The 22,102-nt window shown below is 44.2% G+C and carries 19 protein-coding genes; 6 read left to right on the forward strand and 13 right to left on the reverse strand.

What is annotated here, in order from left to right; genetic code table 11:
* The first annotated feature begins 506 nt into the window (after positions 1-506).
* Positions 507-2,774, forward strand: a complete 2,268-nt coding sequence (gene nrdA / locus L6421_RS09325) for a class 1a ribonucleoside-diphosphate reductase subunit alpha (protein ID WP_237261527.1) — start codon at positions 507-509, stop codon at positions 2,772-2,774.
* Between the two features lie 274 nt (positions 2,775-3,048).
* Positions 3,049-3,870: an HDOD domain-containing protein gene (locus tag L6421_RS09330; RefSeq protein WP_237261528.1), complete on the forward strand. Its 822-nt coding sequence runs from the start codon at positions 3,049-3,051 to the stop codon at positions 3,868-3,870.
* A gap of 40 nt (positions 3,871-3,910) precedes the next feature.
* On the opposite strand, the gene L6421_RS09335 is transcribed toward L6421_RS09330, so the two are convergent.
* Positions 3,911-4,825: a 3'(2'),5'-bisphosphate nucleotidase CysQ family protein gene (locus L6421_RS09335; protein WP_237261529.1), complete on the reverse strand. Its 915-nt coding sequence runs from the start codon at positions 4,823-4,825 to the stop codon at positions 3,911-3,913.
* 37 nt (positions 4,826-4,862) lie between these two features.
* Complete coding sequence (gene nudE, locus L6421_RS09340; RefSeq protein ID WP_237261530.1) at positions 4,863-5,411, reverse strand: ADP compounds hydrolase NudE; 549 nt, start codon at positions 5,409-5,411, stop codon at positions 4,863-4,865.
* A 121-nt stretch (positions 5,412-5,532) separates the two neighbouring features.
* On the opposite strand from nudE, the gene yrfG reads away from it, so the two are divergent.
* Complete coding sequence (yrfG, locus tag L6421_RS09345) at positions 5,533-6,210, forward strand: GMP/IMP nucleotidase (protein ID WP_237261531.1); 678 nt, start codon at positions 5,533-5,535, stop codon at positions 6,208-6,210.
* A 782-nt stretch (positions 6,211-6,992) separates the two neighbouring features.
* Here yrfG and L6421_RS09350 read toward each other — a convergent pair.
* The 3 genes from L6421_RS09350 to L6421_RS09360 form a co-directional block, all read right to left on the reverse strand.
* A complete protein-coding gene (locus L6421_RS09350) occupies positions 6,993-8,930 on the reverse strand; it encodes an ATP-binding cassette domain-containing protein (protein ID WP_237261532.1) in 1,938 nt (645 codons plus the stop codon).
* Between the two features lie 64 nt (positions 8,931-8,994).
* Positions 8,995-9,708, reverse strand: a complete 714-nt coding sequence (locus L6421_RS09355) for a spermidine synthase (protein ID WP_237261533.1) — start codon at positions 9,706-9,708, stop codon at positions 8,995-8,997.
* Entirely contained in the window at positions 9,705-10,331 is a 627-nt protein-coding gene (locus L6421_RS09360) for a redoxin domain-containing protein (RefSeq protein WP_237261534.1), read from the reverse strand. The genes L6421_RS09355 and L6421_RS09360 overlap by 4 nt, the downstream gene beginning before the upstream one ends.
* Before the next feature lie 116 nt (positions 10,332-10,447).
* Between L6421_RS09360 and L6421_RS09365 the strand changes: the two genes are divergently transcribed.
* A complete protein-coding gene (locus L6421_RS09365; protein WP_237261535.1) occupies positions 10,448-11,077 on the forward strand; it encodes a thiopurine S-methyltransferase in 630 nt (209 codons plus the stop codon).
* A gap of 91 nt (positions 11,078-11,168) precedes the next feature.
* On the opposite strand, the gene L6421_RS09370 is transcribed toward L6421_RS09365, so the two are convergent.
* The gene (locus L6421_RS09370; protein ID WP_237261536.1) at positions 11,169-11,633 is read right to left on the reverse strand and encodes a DNA-binding transcriptional response regulator; all 465 of its coding nucleotides are present in this window, start codon (positions 11,631-11,633) and stop codon (positions 11,169-11,171) included.
* Between the two features lie 251 nt (positions 11,634-11,884).
* Here L6421_RS09370 and nrdB point away from each other — a divergent pair, with 251 nt between their 5' ends.
* A complete protein-coding gene (gene nrdB, locus L6421_RS09375) occupies positions 11,885-13,018 on the forward strand; it encodes a class Ia ribonucleoside-diphosphate reductase subunit beta (protein WP_237261537.1) in 1,134 nt (377 codons plus the stop codon).
* 212 nt (positions 13,019-13,230) lie between these two features.
* Here nrdB and L6421_RS09380 read toward each other — a convergent pair whose 3' ends face one another.
* Positions 13,231-15,924 carry a bifunctional acetate--CoA ligase family protein/GNAT family N-acetyltransferase gene (locus tag L6421_RS09380; protein ID WP_237261538.1) on the reverse strand — a complete coding sequence of 898 codons (2,694 nt, stop codon included), beginning with the start codon at positions 15,922-15,924 and terminating at the stop codon, positions 13,231-13,233.
* 26 nt (positions 15,925-15,950) lie between these two features.
* Between L6421_RS09380 and L6421_RS09385 the strand changes: the two genes are divergently transcribed.
* Positions 15,951-16,874, forward strand: a complete 924-nt coding sequence (locus tag L6421_RS09385; protein ID WP_237261539.1) for a histone deacetylase family protein — start codon at positions 15,951-15,953, stop codon at positions 16,872-16,874.
* Positions 16,875-17,015: 141 nt separating this feature from the next.
* Here the strand turns inward: L6421_RS09385 and L6421_RS09390 are convergent, their stop codons facing one another.
* The 6 genes from L6421_RS09390 to L6421_RS09415 all read right to left on the reverse strand — a co-directional run bounded on the left by L6421_RS09390 (position 17,016) and on the right by L6421_RS09415 (position 22,073).
* Complete coding sequence (locus L6421_RS09390) at positions 17,016-17,855, reverse strand: DUF3379 family protein (protein WP_237261540.1); 840 nt, start codon at positions 17,853-17,855, stop codon at positions 17,016-17,018.
* The gene (locus L6421_RS09395) at positions 17,852-18,385 is read right to left on the reverse strand and encodes a sigma-70 family RNA polymerase sigma factor (RefSeq protein WP_237261541.1); all 534 of its coding nucleotides are present in this window, start codon (positions 18,383-18,385) and stop codon (positions 17,852-17,854) included. The genes L6421_RS09390 and L6421_RS09395 overlap by 4 nt, the downstream gene beginning before the upstream one ends.
* A 296-nt stretch (positions 18,386-18,681) precedes the next feature.
* Positions 18,682-19,629, reverse strand: a complete 948-nt coding sequence (locus tag L6421_RS09400; RefSeq protein ID WP_237261542.1) for an ATP-binding cassette domain-containing protein — start codon at positions 19,627-19,629, stop codon at positions 18,682-18,684.
* Positions 19,630-20,628, reverse strand: a complete 999-nt coding sequence (locus tag L6421_RS09405) for a FecCD family ABC transporter permease (protein WP_237261543.1) — start codon at positions 20,626-20,628, stop codon at positions 19,630-19,632.
* A 20-nt stretch (positions 20,629-20,648) separates the two neighbouring features.
* A complete protein-coding gene (locus L6421_RS09410; RefSeq protein WP_237261544.1) occupies positions 20,649-21,641 on the reverse strand; it encodes a YihY family inner membrane protein in 993 nt (330 codons plus the stop codon).
* A gap of 189 nt (positions 21,642-21,830) precedes the next feature.
* The gene (locus L6421_RS09415) at positions 21,831-22,073 is read right to left on the reverse strand and encodes a hypothetical protein (RefSeq protein ID WP_237261545.1); all 243 of its coding nucleotides are present in this window, start codon (positions 22,071-22,073) and stop codon (positions 21,831-21,833) included.
* Positions 22,074-22,102 lie beyond the last annotated feature (29 nt).

Genomic DNA, 22,102 nt, shown 5'->3' on the forward strand with positions numbered 1-22,102 from the left:
CTACACTCAAAACGTCCATGATTATCTTAGTGCAATTCACACCCCTTTTTGATGCAAAACCATTCGTAAAACAACGCATTTTTTAAATTGCGTTATTTTCGAAAATGCAAGTCTTTTTTTTATTTCTATCAATAGATTTTTTTCTAGCCGAATAGAATTTTTTTTCAAAAAAAAATCAGAGATTATCACAGACTTATCCACAGGCTACAAAGTAAGTTTTCTAGGGGATTTGACCGTTTTTTCCACAGTTTTTCGCTCGGTAAAAAGCCAAAATCCAATATTTTTTTAGACTTGCGCGCATTTACAAAATCTACTATATTTTGCGTTACAGTTTTTGCAGTAAAACTAGATGTTGTGTAAAAAGCACAAAGACACACAACACAATTAATATCTTTAATTACAATTGATTTTCTAATATTACGCTAAGCTGATGAATTTATTAAAGATTCGTTTTTCTACTTCTTTTTTAGTTCGTCTTTTTTATACACAGGTTGAAAAAAACGCCCATGACTAATCAAAATATTCAAGTAACCAAACGCAATGGAACCCAAGAACCAATCGATTTGGAAAAAATTCATAGAGTCATTTCATGGGCAGCCGAAGGATTAGAGAACGTTTCTGTTTCTGAAGTGGAATTACGCTCTCACATTCAATTCTACGATGGGATCACCACCTCTGACATTCACGAAACGATTGTTAAATCTGCCGCAGACTTAATCTCAGAAAACGCACCTGACTATCAACACTTATCTGCCCGTTTAGCCATTTTCCATTTACGTAAAAAAGCCTTTGACCGTTTTACCCCTCCAGCTTTATTTGAACACATCAATAAAATGGTACGTAGCGGTCATTATGATAGCCAGATTTTGGAAGACTTCACCAAAGCGGATATTGACGAACTCGATGCATACATCGACCACGCACGTGACCTGACATTCAGTTACGCCGCAGTGAAGCAGTTAGAAGGTAAATACCTTGTTCAGAACCGTGTAACCGGCAAAATCTACGAGAGCCCACAGTTCATCTATATGCTGATTCCAATGTGCCTATTCGCACATTACCCTGCTGAGACACGTCTACAGTATATTAAAGACTTCTACGATGCCTCATCACTGTTTAAACTATCTTTACCAACACCAATCATGTCAGGGGTTCGTACCCCAACACGCCAATTCAGCTCTTGTGTGTTAATCGAGTGTGGTGATTCCTTAGACTCAATCAATGCAACCTCTTCGTCCATTGTTAAGTATGTGTCACAACGTGCCGGGATTGGCGTCAATGTAGGTCGTATTCGTGCTTTAGGTAGTGAAATCCGTGGTGGTGAAGCCTATCACACCGGTATGATTCCATTTATCAAACACTTCCAAACAGCGGTTAAGTCTTGCTCGCAAGGTGGGGTTCGTGGTGGCGCGGCAACCCTGTTCTACCCAATCTGGCACTTAGAAGTCGAATCGCTTATAGTGTTGAAAAACAACCGTGGGGTTGAAGAGAACCGTGCCCGTCACCTTGATTATGGTGTACAGATCAACAAGATGATGTATCAACGCATGATTGAAGGTGGTGAAATCAGTCTGTTCAGCCCTTCTGATGTACCAGGCCTGTACGATGCGTTCTTTGAAGACCAGGTTGAGTTTGAACGTCTGTATAAAATTTACGAAGCCGATGAAAGCATCCGTAAGAAGAAAGTTAAAGCGATTGACCTATTCACCCAAGTCGCTCAAGAACGTGCGCAAACCGGCCGAATTTATATCCAGAACGTCGACCACTGCAACACCCACAGCCCGTTCGACCCAAGTAAAGCACCTGTTCACCAATCCAACTTATGTTTAGAGATTGCTTTGCCGACCAAGCCATTAAACTCGGTTGAAGATCCAAATGGTGAAATTGCACTCTGTACCTTATCAGCCTTTAACCTGGGTGCCTTAGAGAACCTGGAAGAGTTGGAAATCCTATCTGAACTGATTGTACGTGCTTTAGACAGCTTGCTTGACTACCAAGACTACCCGGTTGAAGCGGCACGCCACTCAAGCATGGGACGCCGCACTTTAGGTGTAGGTGTGACCAACATGGCATACTACTTGGCTAAAAACAAAACCAAATATTCTGATGGTTCAGCCAATAATTTGATGCACCGTACTTTTGAAGCTATCCAGTTCAACCTGCTTAAAGCCTCTAACAAATTGGCTCAAGAGCAAGGTGCATGTAGTTATTTTGCAGACACGACCTATTCACAAGGTATTCTGCCAATTGATACCTACAAAAAAGAGTTGGATGAAGTATGCAGTGAACCATTACATCTGGATTGGGAAGGTTTACGTGCTGATATCAAGGCTCATGGCTTACGTAACTCAACCTTAACCGCATTAATGCCATGTGAGACTTCATCGCAAATCACCAACTCAACCAACGGTATCGAGCCTCCACGAGGCTATGTTTCAGTTAAAGCATCTAAGGACGGGATTCTAAAACAGGTTGTTCCCGGCTTCAAAGAACACCGTAATGATTACGAATTACTGTGGCACATTCCAGACAACAAAGGTTACCTTCAGCTTGTGGGAATTATGCAGAAGTTTGTTGACCAAGCGATTTCAGCTAACACCAACTACGATCCAGCACGATTTAATGAAGATAAAGTACCGATTAAACTGGTTCTACAAGATTTGCTGTATGCCTACAAAATGGGCTTAAAAACACTGTATTATCATAATACACGTGATGGTGCGGATGATTCGCAAGAAGATGATGGCTGCGCAGGCGGGGCTTGTAAGCTTTAAAATGGTTGCATTACTCAATCTCCACGTTAGTTAAAGACTCGTTTACAACAGTAAACGTCGCCCTTAACGGCATTGACCTTGAGCAATACACCCCATTTTAACCATAACAATGACTGACTTTTAAACAAGCGATTGGATTCTATAATTCAGTCGCTTTTTGGGTTTATACACTCTAAAGTTATCATTATTGATTTACATCAAATAATATGAATACGATTAGTTTAAGCTGATTACAGCCATTTTTACATAACGTCATCGAATACTGAAATAACCCATGTCCTATAAAACTCAAATTGATGTTGCAGAACAACTGGTACGCAAAATTAGCGCACCGGTTCTGCCTTCCGTTGTGGCGCAATTACAAACTTTGTTTGCAGAGAACGAAATCCCTTCTGCAAGCAAGATCAAAGAGTTACTGATTGTTAACCCGATACTCACTGCAGAAATTGTCGGTTTAGCGAACATTCCCGCTTTAACCAATTCTCCACACATCAAAATCAAAGACATTGATACCGCCATTCTTCGCTTAGGCACCAAATACCTTAAGAATTATGTCATGGCGATTTCAGTTAAAGAGCTTTTAAACACCAGTAAAATCGCTGGCTTAAGTTACCACAGCCAAGTCATCGCCAATATTTCCATGGAAATCGCACGTTATAACAAATTTATTCGTCCTGATGAAGCTTATCTATTGGGACTGATTCATGACATCGGGGCATTTATTCTTGCCGAGATAGATGAGAACTACGGTGCGACTTTTGTGGGTAAACAAACCAACCATTTTGGCCTTGAGGAGGATGAAGAGGCTCGATTTGGTACAACCCATTCTGCAATTGGCTATGTGCTTACGCATGGGTGGAACCTTCCGAACTATATCTCACAGACTTTGCTGTTACATCACTCCCCTTCACTGGATAAAGTGGAAAATGACAAACTGAAAAACATGATCGCCTTGATTGAGTTGGCTCATGCCTTGGCCATCAAGCATCATCACGGAAAACAAGAGAACAAATCAAATGATGATATTTGTAAACTCAGCCAAAAGATACTGGGACTGAGCGACCAGGAGATTAGTCAGATACATAACAAAATTTAGTGTTTCCAACCTTGTTTTAAAACCGACCAGGCCTGGTCGTTTACATGACTTCCGGAAAGTGAGGCCAATGATGGTTTTTATCACCGACCGCGATAAAGAATGGGTTTAACAAAGACTCGGTTTGAATATACTCTAAAGAGTGCCCTGCAGCATTGATTACCGCACCACCCGCCACTTCTAAAATGCATTGTGCGGCGCCGGTATCCCATAAGGATGTGGGCCCAAAACGTGGATAGACATCCGCCTTACCTTCCGCCACCAAACAGGTTTTCAAAGCCGAGCCCATTTTAACGGTAGTGCTATGCCCAAGCTCACCCATAAAACGTTGCAATCGGCTACCATGCCTACGACTTACCGCCACTCTAAATGGTTGGCCTTCACCATGCTGCTGCAACGGTAAATCCGCAACCTGAATGGGTTTTGCCTTGTTGAGCTGGCATTGCCAATCACAATCCAAAGGTAATGAAGATGGAAATAACCCCTCCAACTTACCCACGATTGAATCGACAGACTTCGAATCGGCACCATCTAAATCTTGATAGGCAAAATAGAAGTCGCCCAACTCGGTTCCATAAACCACCCCCATTACAGGATGGTGATTATGAATCAAAGCGATATTGACACTGTACTCTCCCGTTTCAGCGATGAACTCCTTGGTTCCATCCAACGGATCCACCAACCAATACGTTGACCAGGCCTGGCGTTCTGCAAAAGGGACATTACCGATACTCTCTTCAGTGACCAAAGGGATATCTGGCGTTAAATGTTTTAGCGCAATACAGATAAACTCATCAGCGGCCTTATCCGCTTCAGTCACAGGGCTACCATCAGACTTACGTTCAATATCAACCGCTTGGCTTTGATGATAGTAAGTCGATATCAACTGCCCAGCATCATAAGCAATTTGGCAAACGGTGGGCAACCAAGTTTTTAATTGTAAAGTCTTATTCGACATATCGATTCACTACCTATATACATCATTTTAGAAAAATCTAAATATAACCGCGTTCTTTCAATAACAACATCAATGCGGCGTAAGCCCTTCCCTCAGAAAATTCCGGATGCGCAAGTAACTTATGCCAATCGGAGAGATGCCATTTGATGACCTCTAAGGGTTCTGGCTCATCGCCTTCCGCCTCTTGGGGAGACAAACCTGTCGCCAATACGATGTGCGTGTAATGGGTCATATAACCCGCCGCCAAACTGACAGAATCCAGAAGACGAACCTCTTGCGGCAAATGCCCTACCTCTTCTTGGCTTTCGCGAATACTCGCCTCTTTCCAAGTTTCACCGGGGTCGACCTTACCTTTTGGAAAACCCAACTCATAACGACCTACGCCCGCACCATATTCTCGGATTAATAACACATGGTCATCATCCAATAACGGAATAATCAATACCGCACCATCCGTACTTCCCAATAAGCGCTCATAACTCACCTGTGTGCCATTGGCAAACTCAAGCTCTTGCTTTTGTACCGTAAAAATCCGTGACTTGGCGGCAATATTTTCAGCTAAAATGGTAGGCGTTTTCTTAGACATGCAAGCTTACTCGAAAAGATTATCTGCTTAAATTGAGTTCTCTTTAAAGATGCGTATAAAAGCACCAACCGACTCAATGGTTTAATGGATTCATCATAACGCTACAGGATAAAAATTGCCAATGACACAGACAACCTCAAACCACTTAATTGACTGGTCAAAAATCGAAACCGTGCTACTCGATATGGATGGCACCCTGCTTGATTTGCACTTTGATTGGCATTTTTGGATGGATGTGATTCCGCAAGCTTACGCTGAAAAAAACCAGATGACAATTGAACAAGCCAAGGAACTGATTCACAGCAAGATTCACTCGCAAACCGGCACACTTAATTGGTACTGCCTGGACTACTGGAGCGAAACCTTGAATCTACCTATCGCTGCCTTAAAAAGAGAGTTACGCCATCAGATTAAAGTGCATCCAGAAGTCATGGAATTTTTGGCTTTTTTAAAAAAACACAACAAAACCGTGGTTATGGTGACCAATGCGCACCGTGATAGCTTGGCGATAAAACTGGAAATGACCGAGATTGAACCCTACTTCGATAAATTGATTTCAGCACACGATTTCGGCATGCCAAAAGAAGACATTGCTATCTGGTCAGAAATCCAAAAAGTCATCGCCTATAATCCAGATAAAACCCTGTTGATTGATGACAACACCCATGCGCTTAGCACCGCAAAAGAATATGGCATCAAGCACCTGTTATGCGCCACCTTCGTTAGCCCAAAACTCGATAAAATCGATCCAAAAGGCTTTGAGCACTTCAGTAGATACTCAGAGATTATGCCTTCATAAAATCTTCGAAAACCCATGGAAAGCTTCTGAAGTCCCCGGTATTCCACTTTGGTTTTATTAAAAAAACCAAAAGACACTAATTTAAGATGACCAGGCCTGATTGTTTTTTTGGTTTTAAGGTTTATTTAATCTTAGAAATTGAGAAGCCTTTTATTAATGATATACCTTTAATTTTATCTAAAGGCTTCCCGTCACTTTATTTGCTTGTCCAAATAAAGTAACCAAACAAAAGACACCCTGCTGACACACTTGATTTCACTATGCTTGTCCGCTGACATTCCTGAACTCGCTATGCTCAAACAGCAGGAATGTTTAAACGCGTCCTTCACTAAGTTCAATAACAAGTGCTTACAGAAGGGAGTTTTTTTCTACGTTATCTCATTGTTTTATTGTTTGATTTATTTTGGGTTGAAAAATATAACCAGGCCTGGTTCATTTTGTTGTTCTGTAAACTCAGTCACAAACGCCAAAAGTCCCCATTGAACGAAAGCGTGTAAAGTTCTTAACGAAGTGAACGGTAAAAAAACGCTGCTGTTTGAGCGTAGCTTGCGAAGCGAGTTCAGCGTTTTCAGTGAATGAGTTTAGAACTTACCTATTGAGAGAGCGGGGTGTCCTTTTGTGGTTACTATTTTGGACAAGCAAAATAGTAACGGGAAGCCTAAAACTAATATTAAAGGTGTATAAATATACAAAAAGGCTTCTCAACAAAGAAGACTAATCAACTTTTAAAACTAAAAATAAAGCAACCAGGCCTGCTAAGTTTTGCAAACGCTTTTAAAAACTTAAGCCTCACCCATCACCATAGACTCTAAAATTTCCCAACGTTCAAATGCGGCTTCTAATTCACTTTCTTTATCATTCAAGCTTTTCAAAGTCGCTTGCACCACTTCCTCACCTTGCTGGTAAAAGTCGGGTTGCGCGATTTGCTCGTTAAGCGCTTCCAATTCCGCCTCTAAACTCTCCAGCAATTCGGGTAACGCATCGTATTCACGTTGGTCGTTGTAGCTCAGTTTTTTAGGCTTTTTAGCCAGTGTCGTTTCAACGGCTGCCACTTGCGCTACTGGGCTGGGTTTTTCAGCTTCCGGCTGGCGGGTTCCGGTTATTTTGGTCACATCGCCATAATGCGCTGGACGTTGGCGTAACCAGTCGTCGTAACCACCGACATATTCATTGACCACACCCGGAGCATCAAACACCAAACTGCTGGTACACACGTTGTTTAAGAACGCTCGGTCGTGGCTTACAATCAACACCGTGCCTTGATAGTTCATCAATAACTCTTCAAGCAGCTCTAAAGTTTCCACATCTAAATCGTTGGTGGGTTCATCCAATATCAAGAGGTTGGATGGTTTGGCAAATACGCGCGCCAATAAAAGGCGGTTACGTTCACCACCGGATAACGATTTGACCGGCTGACGAGCACGCTCTGGCAGGAATAAGAAATCCGCCAAATAACTCATCACATGCTTACGTTGCCCGTTAATTTCCACATGGTCACTCTCTTCAAGCACACTTTCCACCACCGGCTTGTTTTCATCCAATTGCGCACGATGTTGGTCAAAATAGGCGATATCGATATTGGTACCGAGTTTGACCGTGCCTGAATCGGGTTGCTGTTTACCCAGCAACAGCGCCAGCAAAGTGGATTTACCACAGCCGTTTTCACCGATAATCCCCACCTTGTCGCCACGAATGATCATGGTGCTTAAATCGCTGACAATCGGTTTGTTTGGCCAGTTAAAGGTGAGGTGTTCAATATCAAACACTTGCTTACCAGAAGCATCCGAGCGGTTAACTTGTAAGTTGGCGGTACCTTGCTGACTACGGCGCGCCTTGTGAGTTTCGCGCAGTTTTTCAAGCGCTCTCACGCGGCCTTCATTACGGGTACGACGTGCTTTGATGCCTTGGCGAATCCAAGTCTCTTCCTGCGCGAGCTTTTTATCAAACAGCGCATTTTGTTTGGCTTCCGCTTCCAGGGTTTCGGCCTTACGTTCTAAATAGGTGTGGTAATCGCAGTTCCAATTGCTCAGATTACCGCGATCCAGCTCAATGATACGGGTGGCCAACGCTTGCAAAAAGGCACGGTCGTGGGTAATGAAAATTAGTGAACAGCGAATGTTCTTTAAAAAGCCCTCTAGCCATTGAATGGAGGGGATATCCAAATGGTTAGTCGGCTCATCCAGCAACAGAATGTCCGGGTTTTGCACTAGGGCTTGTGCCAATAACACGCGGCGTTTCATCCCGCCAGAGAGTTTGGAGAACTCACTGTCCTCGGGTAAACCGAGTTTAGAGATGATGGTGTCCACACGTTGTTTCAACTCCCAACCGTTTTGCGCTTCGATGTCTTGCTGGGTTTTGGTGAATTTCTCTAAGACTTCATCACTGTAGTTTTGTTCAAGCGCCAAGCTGAGTTGATGGAACTCTTCCAATAGATGACCTATATTGCCCATACCATCTGCAATGACATGAAACACGCTGCCAGTGGTGTCATGCGGCACTTCCTGCTGCAGTTTGGCGATTTTTACGCCATCTTGCACAATGCGGGTGCCGCCATCGGCTTGCACAATGCCTTCAATCACTTTCAATAATGTGGATTTGCCCTCGCCATTACGGCCAACGATACACACGCGTTCTTGCGGTTCGAGTTGAAAAGAGACCTTATCAAGTAAAGGGGCGGCGCCATAGCTTAAAGAGATGTCGCGTAAAAAAAGTAGTGCCATAAAAATCGTCGCTTAGAGTTCAGTGAATTGAATGAGTTAAATTGTGCTTACAACAGATAGGAAGTCAGTCTTTTACCACTTCCAAAATCAAGTTTTGGCTGGACGAGATATTATAGCGATTTAATGTACAGTCGGTATTTTCATTCTCGATTGTCTGCCAAAATTCTACAACCTCCTGGGTTTCGGAGGTGGTTAACGGTTTGCCATTGGGCTGTTTTTTATCCCATTGATACCAAAGATTAAATACCACCAGGCCTGGCGAGCGTAAAGCTTGCCAGAGATTTTCTTGAAATTGCTGGTCACTGAGTTCGGAGGGTAAACCTTCGGCATTGAATATATCGACAATAATCACATCATAATCGTGTTCATTCTCTTTGATGAACTCGATAGCATTGGCTTGCACGGTTTCAATTTCAGGCTCATTCGGAAGCTGAAAGAATCGGTAAGCACAATCGATTACGGCTTGGCGCAACTCCACCACGGTGATTTGCAAATTAGGCTGGGTGTGGAACAGATGGGTGGCCATCGAGCCGCCGCCTAAGCCGAGCATTAACACTCTAATGGATTGGTTGGCTTTTTTGCCGGAAGCAAAAGCGTGAACCCGTTCAATGATTTTCTCTTGATACTCAAAATTCAACGTCATCGGCGCATTGAGGTATAAACAGCTCTGCTCAATGGGCGAATCAAAATGCAGTTTTCGAGTAACGCGATTATCCACCACCTCGATTAAGCCAAATTCATCACGCGTGCTGTGAATAACCATGCCATCATATTTCATGGTTGAACCCCAGTAATCGGTGTATTTTTATCTACCAAACCTGCCCACCAAAGTCGTAAGCGTAAACCCCAAGCGGTAGTAAAGCCCACCTCAATGAATTTGATTTCACCGTTAGGCGCAACCACAAAATCCGCAGGTACCGCTTTGGCACCAAAGGTTTTGAGCCAATGGCCTTCTAAATCGTTGACGATAAAATCCGGATTCATCTGATTCTCTTGAGCGTAGGTCAGGAGTTGTTCATCGTCTGCCGACTGAGTCGCGATATTGATCACCGCATAGTCTTCGGCAACCGATTCAATACCGCCTTTGCTCACTTGGCAAATCGGACACCAGGTTGCCCAAATATGTACCAATACCGGTTTACCTTGTTGGTTCATCGCCTGCAAATCCAAGGTCTTACCGGTGATAGATGTGACGTGCATGATTGGCGCTTGACCGTGAATCACGTCACCTTGCATAAAAGGGCGAACTGAAAGGAACACCCCAATAAAAATGACTACCGTCAGCAGGTTTTTAAACCAATTCTTTTGCCAGATTTTAAGCGCTGGTTGAGGATGGCTTGAGGGTGAAAACGTGTTGTGATTCTCGTCTTGATTTTTGTCGTGGTTTTTGTCGTGATTCATTGGATTTGGTTCTTGTTTTGAGAAAGCTCAGTTCGGCATCATTGATTAAGTGAAACCCGGCTCTGTGTTAATATATGCCCCATATTATAAAGGCTTAGCTATAAAGGAATGGATTAATGGAAGCAAATTTTTGGCACGATATGTGGGCCAGTGGTGTTGTGGGGTTTCACCAGGCGGATATCAATGAGTATTTGAAAAGTCATTGGCCAAAACTGCAATTAGAGGGTGATGAAAAAGTGTTGGTGCCACTGTGTGGTAAAACGCTGGATATGTTGTGGTTGGCTCAACAAGGCCATGCGGTATTAGGGATTGAATTAAGCCCTAAAGCGTTGGAGGAGTTTTTGGCAGAAAACAATTTGCAAGCCGAAGCGATTCAACAAGCCAACCATTGTGGCTACAAAATGCCGGATATGACGTTATTGTGTGGTGATTTTTTTCATTTAACCGCTGAACAGTGTCAAGATATCAAACTGGTGTACGACCGTGCCGCTTTAGTGGCGTTGCCAGAAAAAATGCGCCAAGACTATGTCTCTCATTTACAGGCAATCTTGCCCGCCAAAACCCAGTACTTATTGGTCACCATGGAATATGACCAATCAAAAATGCCTGGGCCGCCGTTTTCGGTCAGCGAACAAGAAGTCCGTTCACTATTCGAACCGTTTGCCAAAGTCACCAAAGTAGAAGAAAAGCCGTTTAGCCGAAAAGGTGTAGACGCGTTAGAAAAGGTGTTTATCATTAACAGCTAGGTTTTTGCTGTTTTACAAACGCAAAAAATTTAAACCCACCAGGCCTGGTAATATCCAAAATCTTCATTGAAATAGCGAAATACCTTAAGGCTCATTTCGCCAAGATTGCTGCTGGCGTCGTATCACCTCGCATCGCGTTCCAGCGGTTTAGACGCCTTAAGACCCTTAACATTTCATGCGGGGAAATAGGATTGATTAGGCAGTGGGCAAAATAACCGGCTTTCATCAAATCCGCCGAATCACTTATTTGCTGGCTCGAGCCCATCAGAATTAACGGCGCTTTTAAAATGCTCGGATTGACCTTAACGATTTCTGCCCAAGGCTGACTTAAATTATGAGCCAAATCAGCCGAGACAAACACCGCAAAAAAGACTCGATGTGTTGAATAACGACGCGATTCTAAATCGGCCAACATCTCTTGAGCCGTTCTCATCCAAATCACATCAACACCATAATGTTGCAAAAAAGCTTTTATTTCAGCCGCACGGGTTTTATCGGTATCACATACCGCAACCTTCTTACCCTGTAACCAAATCAGCTTTTCTTTGAACGACATGCTTATCCTCTCTGATAGCACTTTGAAACCTAAATGAGATTTCATTATCTGAAATCACAGAGTTAAAGCCAAGCAAAATCGCTTGATTGAGAGTTCGCCATAAAACTTTTATCTTGTGGCATTAAAAAAAACAACCACTATATAGGCGATATAAAGCACAAAAAGGCTCTTTGCGAACTGTTCATAAATACAAAACTGTACTACAATGTTTCGACTAAATTTATTCCCAATACGTATTAGGTGAACAGTACATGAGCTGCCAAGATAAACACACTTATTCTACATTCTGTCGTTCAACTAACGATGCTTTGAAAGAGCCTATGTTCTTTGGGCAAAACGTTAACGTTGCACGTTATGACCAGCAAAAATACCCGTTTTTTGAAAAATTGATTGAAAAGCAATTGAGTTTTTTCTGGCGTCCTGAAGAAGTGGATTTATCGAGCGACCGTACCGAATACTCGGAACTCCCTGAGAACGAAAAACATATTTTCATCAGCAACCTTAAATATCAAACCTTATTGGATTCGGTGCAAGGTCGTTCACCTAACGTGGCTTTATTACCGTTGGTTTCCTTACCGGAACTTGAAACCTGGATTGAAACCTGGGCGTTTTCGGAAACCATCCACAGCCGTTCTTACACCCACATTATCCGCAATATCGTGGCTGACCCATCGTTGGTGTTTGATGATATTGTCACCAATGAAGAGATTGTAAAACGCGCTAAAAGTGTCACTGAGTATTACGATGAACTGATTGCCCTGACCAATCACATGTACGCTAATCAAATCGACATCGCTAAAGACCATGATTTCCGTAAAAAGATTAAGACCATGCTTTACCTGACGATCGTATCGGTTAACGTATTGGAAGCGATTCGTTTTTACGTCTCGTTCGCTTGTAGCTTCTCGTTTGCCGAACGTTCATTGATGGAAGGTAACGCTAAGGTCATCAAGTTGATTGCCCGTGATGAGGCGCTACACCTATCAGGTACTCAAAATATGATTACCATGATGGCCGATGGTAGAGACGATCCGGAAATGGCGGAGATTGCGAAAGAACAATTAGAAGCCACTTACCAAATCTTCCGCGAAGCCGCGGAACAAGAGAAGCAGTGGGCGGAGTACCTGTTTAAAAACGGCTCGATGATTGGTCTGAATGCCAGCATATTGAAAGACTATGTGGAATACATCACCAATGTTCGTCTAAAAGCGATTGGCCTTGAGCCGATTTTCGATAGTAAAAGCAACCCATTACCGTGGATGAACAACTGGTTGGTCAGTGATAACGTACAAGTCGCGCCACAGGAATCAGAAATCAGTTCATACCTGGTTGGACAAGTGGATTCAAAAGTAGGCACTGACGACTTTAGCGATTTCTCCTTATAGCCAACGACTGCAAATATTAAAATAAAAACGGCCATTTAAGCTTATGCTAAATGGCCGTTTTTCATTGGTTTCAACTTGCGGTTTTCACTTCCTAACGGTCTTGAAAATGAATCCTAGCAGGCCTGGTAATTTTATAACCCAGCTATTTGCTTCTTTAATAAAACTTCAAACGCGTTAACGATTTAAGACTATTTAAGACCTTTTAGGGCTTTTTAGGCCTTATTCAGATTTAACTCTATCTCAACTACGGTGGAGTCATCCGCCATGTTTTTAACGGTAAAGTTATGCTGCTTCACCAACTCTATCATTGAACCGTTTTCCGCTAAAACCTCCCCCATCATGATCTGCAGACCTTTTGATTTTGCATGCTGAATCAAACTCGCCAACAATGCGCTGGCCACCCCTTGATGCTGATAGTCATCACGCACCACAACCGCCATTTCACAGCTTTTACCATCTGGATTAGTGGTATAACGTGTTACGCCAATCTCAATATTTTTACCATTTTTGTCTTCCGTGGTGGCAATGAACGCCATTTCACGGTCATAATCAATCTGAGTAAAGCGTGACAGCATCTGTGGTGACAAGGTTTGCAGGCTGTTCATAAAACGCAAATAACGGCTACGCTCCGAGAGGTTATGCACAAAATCCAACTCCAGTTCAGCATCTTCAGGGCGGATTGGGCGCAGGGTAATCGCTAAACCACTATGGGTTTCAAGCGATTTAATCAATTCGCTGGGGTAAGGATGGATCGCCATATGTTGATAGGGCTTGTGGTTAACAGGAGGAGCCTGCACCGTAATACGGGCATCAACGGCCATCACGCCATTCTCATCCGCAAACAGAGGATTAATGTCTAATTCAATAATCTCCGGTAGCTGCGCCACCATATCCGAAATTCTTAGCAACACACTGACAATGGCGGCATGGTCAACTTCCGGCAACCCTCTAAACGCCTTAAGCATTTTGGACACCTTAGTCTGCTTAATCATTTTTTGAGCTAAAAACTCATTTAGCGGCGGTAGCGCGACCGCATTGTCATTAATCACCTCAACACTGGTACCCCCACTTCCAAAGGTAATTGCCGGACCAAAAACCGGGTCACGCATCACGCCAATCAACAACTCACGTACATGCGGGCGTTTAAACATCGGTTCAACCGTCACCCCATGAATGGTGGCTTGCGGTTGCTCAGCTTGAATGCGCTTCACCATCTTGCTATATTCGCTACGCACTTCTTGAACCGTGCTTAAATTGAGCTTAACGCCCCCCACATCCGACTTATGGGTCAGGTCGGGCGAATTGATTTTTAAACTTACCGGAAACCCCAACGACTCTGCAGCAACCATCGCTTGGCTGGGTGAGTTAACTTCTATTGCCGGTGTGATGGGCACGCCAAACGCATGCATGATGGCACGGGTTTCGGTACTGCTTAAAATACTGCGATGTTCGCTCAATACCGTTTCAATAATCGCGCGCGCCCCCGACACATCCGATTGTTTACAACATTGGTCAGCTGGTGCGGGTGATTGCATCAATAACGCCTGGTTCTGATGGTAGGTCGAAATAAAGCTAAACGCCTCCACCGCGGATTCTGGAGTTCTAAAGGTCGGAATTTTGGCTTTACTAAACCGTTCACGCGCCTCACTCACTAAAGACTCACCCAACCAAGCGGTGAAAATAGGCTTAGCGATGTTAGCGGCTTTGCTGTAGTCGATAATCGCTTGGGCTATTCCAGAAGGATCACTCATCGCTTGCGGTGTTAGCAGAATCAAAGTGCCGTCAAATTGCTCATCGTTTTGCAAGACATCCAATGCTTGAACATAACGCTCAGCCGTAGCATCTCCCAAAATATCAACCGGGTTGCCATGCGACCAATGTGCGGGTAAGAACACATTGAGTTTCTGCATGCTCGATTCACTGATTTCCGGCATTTTCACACCCAGTTCAGCGGCACGGTCGGTTGCCATCACCCCAGGCCCGCCGCCATTGGTCAAAATGGCCAAACGGTTGCTCTTTATTTGGATATTATGGGATAGCGATTTCGCGGCGGCAAACAGCTGTGCAATCGATTGTGCACGCACCGCACCAGAACGTTCGATTGCGGCGCTGAATACCTCATCCCCGCCAACCAAAGCGCCCGTATGGGAAACCGCCGCTTTGGAGCCCTCTGGCATACGCCCGGACTTTAACAGCACCACGGGTTTCATTCGTGCAGCGGCTTTCAACCCACTCATAAATTGGCGAGAATTGGCTATACCTTCAATATAGAGCAAAATATTTTTGGTTTGCGGATCAAGTGCCAAAAAATCGAGGATTTCGCCAAAATCGATATCCGCCGCATCCCCGGTTGAAATAACCTGTGAAAAGCCCACTCCATTGGCTTCGGCCCAGTCTAGAACCGCGGTACAGATTGCACCCGATTGTGAAACCAGGGCGAGGTTTCCCGGAATGGCCTGGTTTTTACTGAAGGTGGCATTAAGACCAATTTCCGGACGCAAAATCCCCAAACAGTTGGGGCCGATCAGGCGCATGCCGTAGTTCCTGGCAATGGAAGTCATTTTTTGTTGCAGCACTTTGCCCGCTTTATCTTCAAAACCTGAAGATAAGATCACCGCATTGGCCACACCGCGCTCGCCACAGGCTTGGATAATGGCTGGAATACTTTTGGCTGGCGTGGCAATTACGGCAAGATCAGGGATTTCCGGAACCGACTCTATATTTGGATAACAGACTTGATTTTGTACCCTATCATGCTTAGGATTGATAGGATAAATATCGCCTTTGAATCCCGCTTTAAGCAGATTTTGAAATGCATTACCGCCAACGGATTCCGGGCGTTCACTCGCGCCAAAAACGGCGATGCTACTCGGCTTAAACAATTTAGTCAGATAGTGTGGACCCATAACCAGCCTTAATCGAGAATTGATAAATGAACTTGTATATTAGCAACTCTACATGTCTTTTGCATGACAATGGTTTTGCCCACCCCGAAATGGCTGAACGGCTGAATCGAATTCAAGACCAACTCATCTGTGCACAACTGTTCGATTGGTTTCATCACCATGAATCTAGAGCCGCCAGTGACGAGGAAATCGCCTTGGTTCACCACCCTAAACTTGTAGAACAGCTGGAGAGTTACCTCCCCAAAAAAGGCGTGGTTGAAATCGGTGAAGACGTCCACCTCTGCCCGGATTCAATTCTAGCGGCTCGACATGCGGTCGGTGCGGTTTTAGATGGTGTGGATGCCGTTCATGGCGGAAAATTCAAGCGGGTATTCTGCAATGTCAGACCGCCCGGACATCATGCCGAATACGATGAACCCCAAGGATTTTGCCTGTTTAACAATGTGGCCATTGGTGCGGCTTACGCCATTGAAAAGTACGGTTATGAAAAGGTAGCCATTGTCGATTTTGATGTTCATCACGGCAATGGCACCGAGTCTTATGCGAGAAGACAGCCTAAGCTTTGGTTTGCCTCAAGTTTCGAGTACCCGCTATATCCGTTTACCGAACCCAAGTCAGATATTGAAAACATGGTCAAAATCCCTTTAGAGAAATATTCCAAAGGCGAGGTATTCCAGCTGGCCTGGTCCGAGATTGGCCTACCCGCACTTGCCAACTTTCAACCCGAACTGATTCTAATATCCGCAGGATTTGATGGCCATGCCTTAGACCCTTTAGGCAACCTGTTGCTACACGAATCGGATTTTGTCTGGATTACTGCAGAAATTGGCAAGATTGCCGATGAGTATTGCGACGGAAAAATAGTTTCCGTTCTTGAGGGCGGGTACGATTTAGGTGCGCTGAGTGTCTCAGCGCGTGAACACATTCGCACCCTTTTCGGTTTGGACTGATGTTTTAACGGTGTCACCTTGAACCATAGGATGATGAAGACACGCAGTTCGAACTATCAGCGAAGAGAGGTAGACTGCGAATCGTCACTTTTCATTAATTACCAGGCCTGGTAATGGTTCTTTCAACTAAAATCTAGTCTCTCAAACAAATCTTACCGCTTTGAAGAATCGAATCTGCGCCAGAGCCAACTGCTCCATCGAATTGGCAACAATGGCGACCACTCCGCCTTTAACAGGAATCAACTCGCCTTGATAGCCGCTTTTATGAAACGCCTCAATGGCCGAAACTTGCTGACCAGGTATGACGATAATGGTAATTGGCTGACCTTGCTCCTGCATTACGATATGCAACCCTTGTTGGCCTTCCACATCACACATACCCGCATAACTCATTCCCTCTACCGGTTTGGCTAGTTGCGCCCCCACATTGGCAAACAGCTGCTGTAACTCTTGATTGCTGTTTGGCAATTTGACCGCCGTCATTAAGGTTGGATCTTCCTGGATATGTGCCAAAATGTGGTCAATCGTCGCCTCTCCCGAGAAAGCTTTGAGTGACTGCGGGGTTTGCCATAAACCTAATACAATGGCGAATCCCAAAACACTTGCCGCCAAACCCCATTGCCAAGACCCTAAAGCTTGCGCACTAAACCAACCTCTCTCTGCGCCATTGGTTTCCGCCATTAAATCTGAGGCTTCTCCGCCACCAATCCCATCGGCAATAGCCTTCTTTTCAGCATTTTCTTCCGCTTGATGACTTTCTTGCGACTCATTGTTTTGCTGATTACTCTGATTCAATAATAGACGTGCATGCAATCCCTCTGGCACATCCACCTCCAACACCCCTGCGATTTGTTGTTCAAACTCCCGAGCCTTTTCCAGCAACTGTTTTTTATCTGGATTCTTTTCTATATACGCAAGGATTTCATCATCTAAGTTCTCTGGCTGAGTAAGCAATTTGCCATGGAATGTCATTTCATTCATTTTTTAGCTCCCTTCGGTTCCGGGCTGGAATTAAATGGGGTATTCTCATCGTTCATAATCAGTTTAAGTTGTTGCCTAGCTCTAAAGAGCCGCGTATTGACGGTGGCCAGCTCCAAACCCAATTCCTTGGCGATTTCTTCGCCGCTGAACCCCCACATAACCTGTAATATCAGGGGCTCTTTATACTCATCGGACAGCGTTAAAATCATAAGATGCAACTGCTCTTTTTCCAATTTCTGACTTGGCTCATTGCAATCATCGTCAGCGACTAAATTCTCATCAACTTCCAAAAATTGCGGTTGTTTTTTCTCATATAAGCGCGCATTTTCCCGCCTTAAAATCGTAATTAACCAAGCCTTGGCCGCCTTTTCATCCTTGAGTTTATCAATCGATTTCCAAGCACGGGCAAACGTTTCTTGCACTAAATCCTCTGCTAATGGCGGCTGTTTACATAACCAATAAGCATAACGATAAAGATCGTTTGCATAAGCGGATACGAGCTGTTCGAAAAAAAACTGCTTATTCTGCATGGAACTATCCCATTGGCCTTCGGAGCATAAAGCCTAGGTTAAAAAATCAAGGTCAGTGATTAGTAAGGCCACTAATAAAGACCGCCATGTCGGCAAAAAATTTCAGGCTATCTAAAAAATCAAAACCTTGTTTTCAGCTATGGATTGAATTACAACAAAAGACAAATCAACCTACTCACAGCGAATGGATTGAGTGAATCGCTGACAATTTTTACGTTATTGCAACAAACACGGCAATGTTAATCCCATCAAGCCCTTTTCAAGCTCTTTAGCCAACACTTGGATTTGCCTAAATGTCAGATAGGTTCATCTTCTGTATTCGTAAAGTCAGCCACAATCATTGCCCGTTGATGCCCATCTATAGGCAAGGTTTTAACCTGTAAACCCAGGGTCAAATGAATATTGGGTGGCGTCAAGATACTTTCTGGCGAACCTTCCAGTATAAGATTGCCCTCTTGCAATATTTTGACATTGTCTGCAATCTGGCTGGTGAGATTCAGGTCATGCAGCACCATCACGATACCCAGTCCTTGTTTGGCCCATTGTACGAACTTAGCCGCCAACTGTTGTTGGTGATGTAAATCCAAGCTGCTTGTCCACTCATCCAGGAACAACCACTTACCTAAAAACGGCTGTGCTTGCTGGCTAGCCAAAGCCTGTTGTGGCCAGATTTGAGCCAAGACACGAGCCAGTTGTGCCCGTTTTTGCTCTCCACCAGAAAGGCTCAGAACATCACGTCCGGCTAAATGCGTAATATCGCAAACCTGCATAACCTTTTGAGTGATTTTTTTTATATCTGTTGAATGGCTATGGATTTGTACTTCTGCACCCAATTCCACAAGCTGTTGCACACTAATCGGAAACACCAAGTTTTGTAATTGCGGCAATACAGCACGTTGTTGAGCCAATTCTGCAAATGACACCGAGTCAAGCGATTGATCCTGCCAAAGAACCTGTCCGCTTTGAGCTTCAACCTCCTTGCTTAAAAGTGAGATCAAGGTTGATTTACCCGCCCCGTTTTTGCCTAAGACAACACTGATTTCCCCAGCTTGAAAATCGGTATTTAACTTGTTCAACAAGAGATTGTCCTGGACTCGATAACTGAGGTTATGACAGAGTATCCGCGTCACATAGTGAGCATTATCTGGTTGTACTTTATCTGGGTGTGCCTTATCTGTTTGCGTATGATCCAATTGACCGCTAGCTGACGGCGCATGACGATGAGTAGTATGAGCAAAAGTCATTTATCTGACCAAAAGCTTGCGCTGTTTTAACAGCATCATTAAAAAAAAGGGACCACCGAGCAAAGCCATGAACAGACCAATCGGCAGTTCTGCTGGCGCAATCAGCGTTTTGGCAACCCAATCGGCAAACACCAATAATGAACCTCCTGCTAAGGCACTTAATGGAATTAATTGGCGATGGTCTGAACCCACCCATAAACGCACGATATGCGGCACAATCAATCCCACAAAACCAATCACTCCAACCGTGGCCACCGCCACACCTACCATCAAAGCCGTACCCCACATAATCTGCCATTTAATGCGTCTGGCATCAAATCCCATGTGTAGACTGATGTTTTCACCCAACATAAAGGCGTTCAAAGGTCGTGCTAAACGCCATAAGGCTATCGAGGTCAACAAGGTCACACTGAAAACAATCGCCACCGAACTCCAACTCACATTCGCGAAGGAACCCATCATCCAAAAGATAACACTACGCATCTGCAAATCGTTGGAAACACTGATCAACAATTGTGTACTGGCTCCGGCAATAGCGTTAATGGCAACCCCAGCCAACAACATCAAAGCCACATCGGTTTTACCATAGCGGCTGGCTAAAGCATAGATAAACCAAGTTGCCAGGCCTGCACTCGCAAACGCGGCCACACTCAGCTGCCAATAACTGATGGATTCGAATAACGCTGAACCCAATACAATCATGAACACCGCCCCTAAAGCGGCGCTGCTCGATACACCAATCAACCCGGGTTCCGCCAGAGGATTTCTAAATAAAGCCTGTAAAGCCACTCCAGCGACGGCTAGACCTGCTCCTACAATAGCAACCACAAGCAAACGAGGTAGACGGATTTGCCATAGCACCAAGGATTGTTGGGCGCTGAGCCCCTGTTGATAATCGTGCCAACCAATAGCGATGCTGCCTGAACTGATATGTAACACCAGGCCTAATATCAAAAGCAGAATCAAAACACTGGCCACAAACCCAAACGACTTATACACTTTTTTCCGCTTCACATGACTCACTTGATATTGTCCACATCATCAACAGACGTTGGCGTCAATCGGGGTGTCGAGGTTGCTCCATCGAATGAATTCTCTGTTTCAAGTTGGTTTTCCGCTTGGTGACGCGCATTTTTGTTTTCTCTAATCTGCATCTTGAGCAAAGTCACTACAACTGCACCGTTCCAAATAACAATGAACCACACTAAATACAACCATAATAAAAACAGTGGAACGGCGGCAAAAGCACCATACACAACAGCATAAGTCGGAAACCACTCAACATACAAAGCAAAGCCGGTTTTTAAGAGTTCAAGTTGTAGCATCGCAAATAAGCCGCTTAACAGAGCCACCTTAAAAGGCACTTTGGCAACTGGCACCAATTTATAGAGTGCGGTAAAACCAAGCCACGCCAAAACTAACGGCACAATTTTCATGCCGGATGTCAACTTATCAATCAAAGGAGTCGTGTCGACAATTAGAGGTAAAGCTAATAAAGAGGAGCTTAATACCAAACTCATACCCAACAAGAGAGGGCCAAGCAAACTAATACCTAAATAGTGTAATAAACTGACCCACCATTTTCGTTCTAGGCGTTCTGACCACAGCCCATTCAGCTTTTGGTCGACTTTCCATAGCAACATCAAGGTGGTAAATAACATTACCACCAGGCCTGGTCCTTTTAAACTGGCTGCTTGCAATGAAAACTTGAAGAGATACTCCTCAATCACCGGTTGCGAATTAGGCATAAGATTTCGAACCACCTGCTCCATGACCAGGTTTTCAAACGAAGCAAAGTAACTCGACACCGAAAACAGACCCAGCATCACCGCCAACATAGGTACGATACCAACCAGTGAAGTATAGGCCAAAATCGCCACCGCATCCGTCCCCTGACGGTTTTTGAAATGTAAGAATACCTGCTTCCAGAAATGCCAATCGGCGACCTGCTTCAGTAACGCCAGCATAGTCATTGCTTGAGGTTTTTGCTTATAGGAAGACTTGGACGACAACAGAAACTCCCATGTTTTGAGCCAAAAAATAATTAATTCAATTATCGCATAATCATGAGAACAATAGTTAGTTAGTCACAAAGTTTGACGGGCACACCAAGGCAGCATTGAGCAAACATCAACCATTAAAAAACGGCGTTGCTAAACAAACGGGATTAGAAAGAATGAGCGCTATCCAGAAAACCTAAACTAGCCCTGTTTGACAAGCCCTAAACTTTGAAAATTCTGCAAGGTATGGTGAGCTGAATCAAGCAACTTGGATAGTTCGAAAGAGGGAATTTTGCTTTGCGAATTGCTTTGATTTTGGAAAATTTCCAATAATGCCTGTTTGGCAGAAACTGACTCATCTAAAAGATTGAGCCACTGATAGAGAAGCGGACTGAGCTCTATAAAAGCAATACGTTCAGCTTCGGTACTTTCCCGATAAACCAATAATGAAGTGACCCCAAAAAGTTGGACAT

It is taken from the genome of Thiomicrorhabdus immobilis, from assembly GCF_021654855.1.
GTDB lineage: Bacteria > Pseudomonadota > Gammaproteobacteria > Thiomicrospirales > Thiomicrospiraceae > Thiomicrorhabdus > Thiomicrorhabdus immobilis.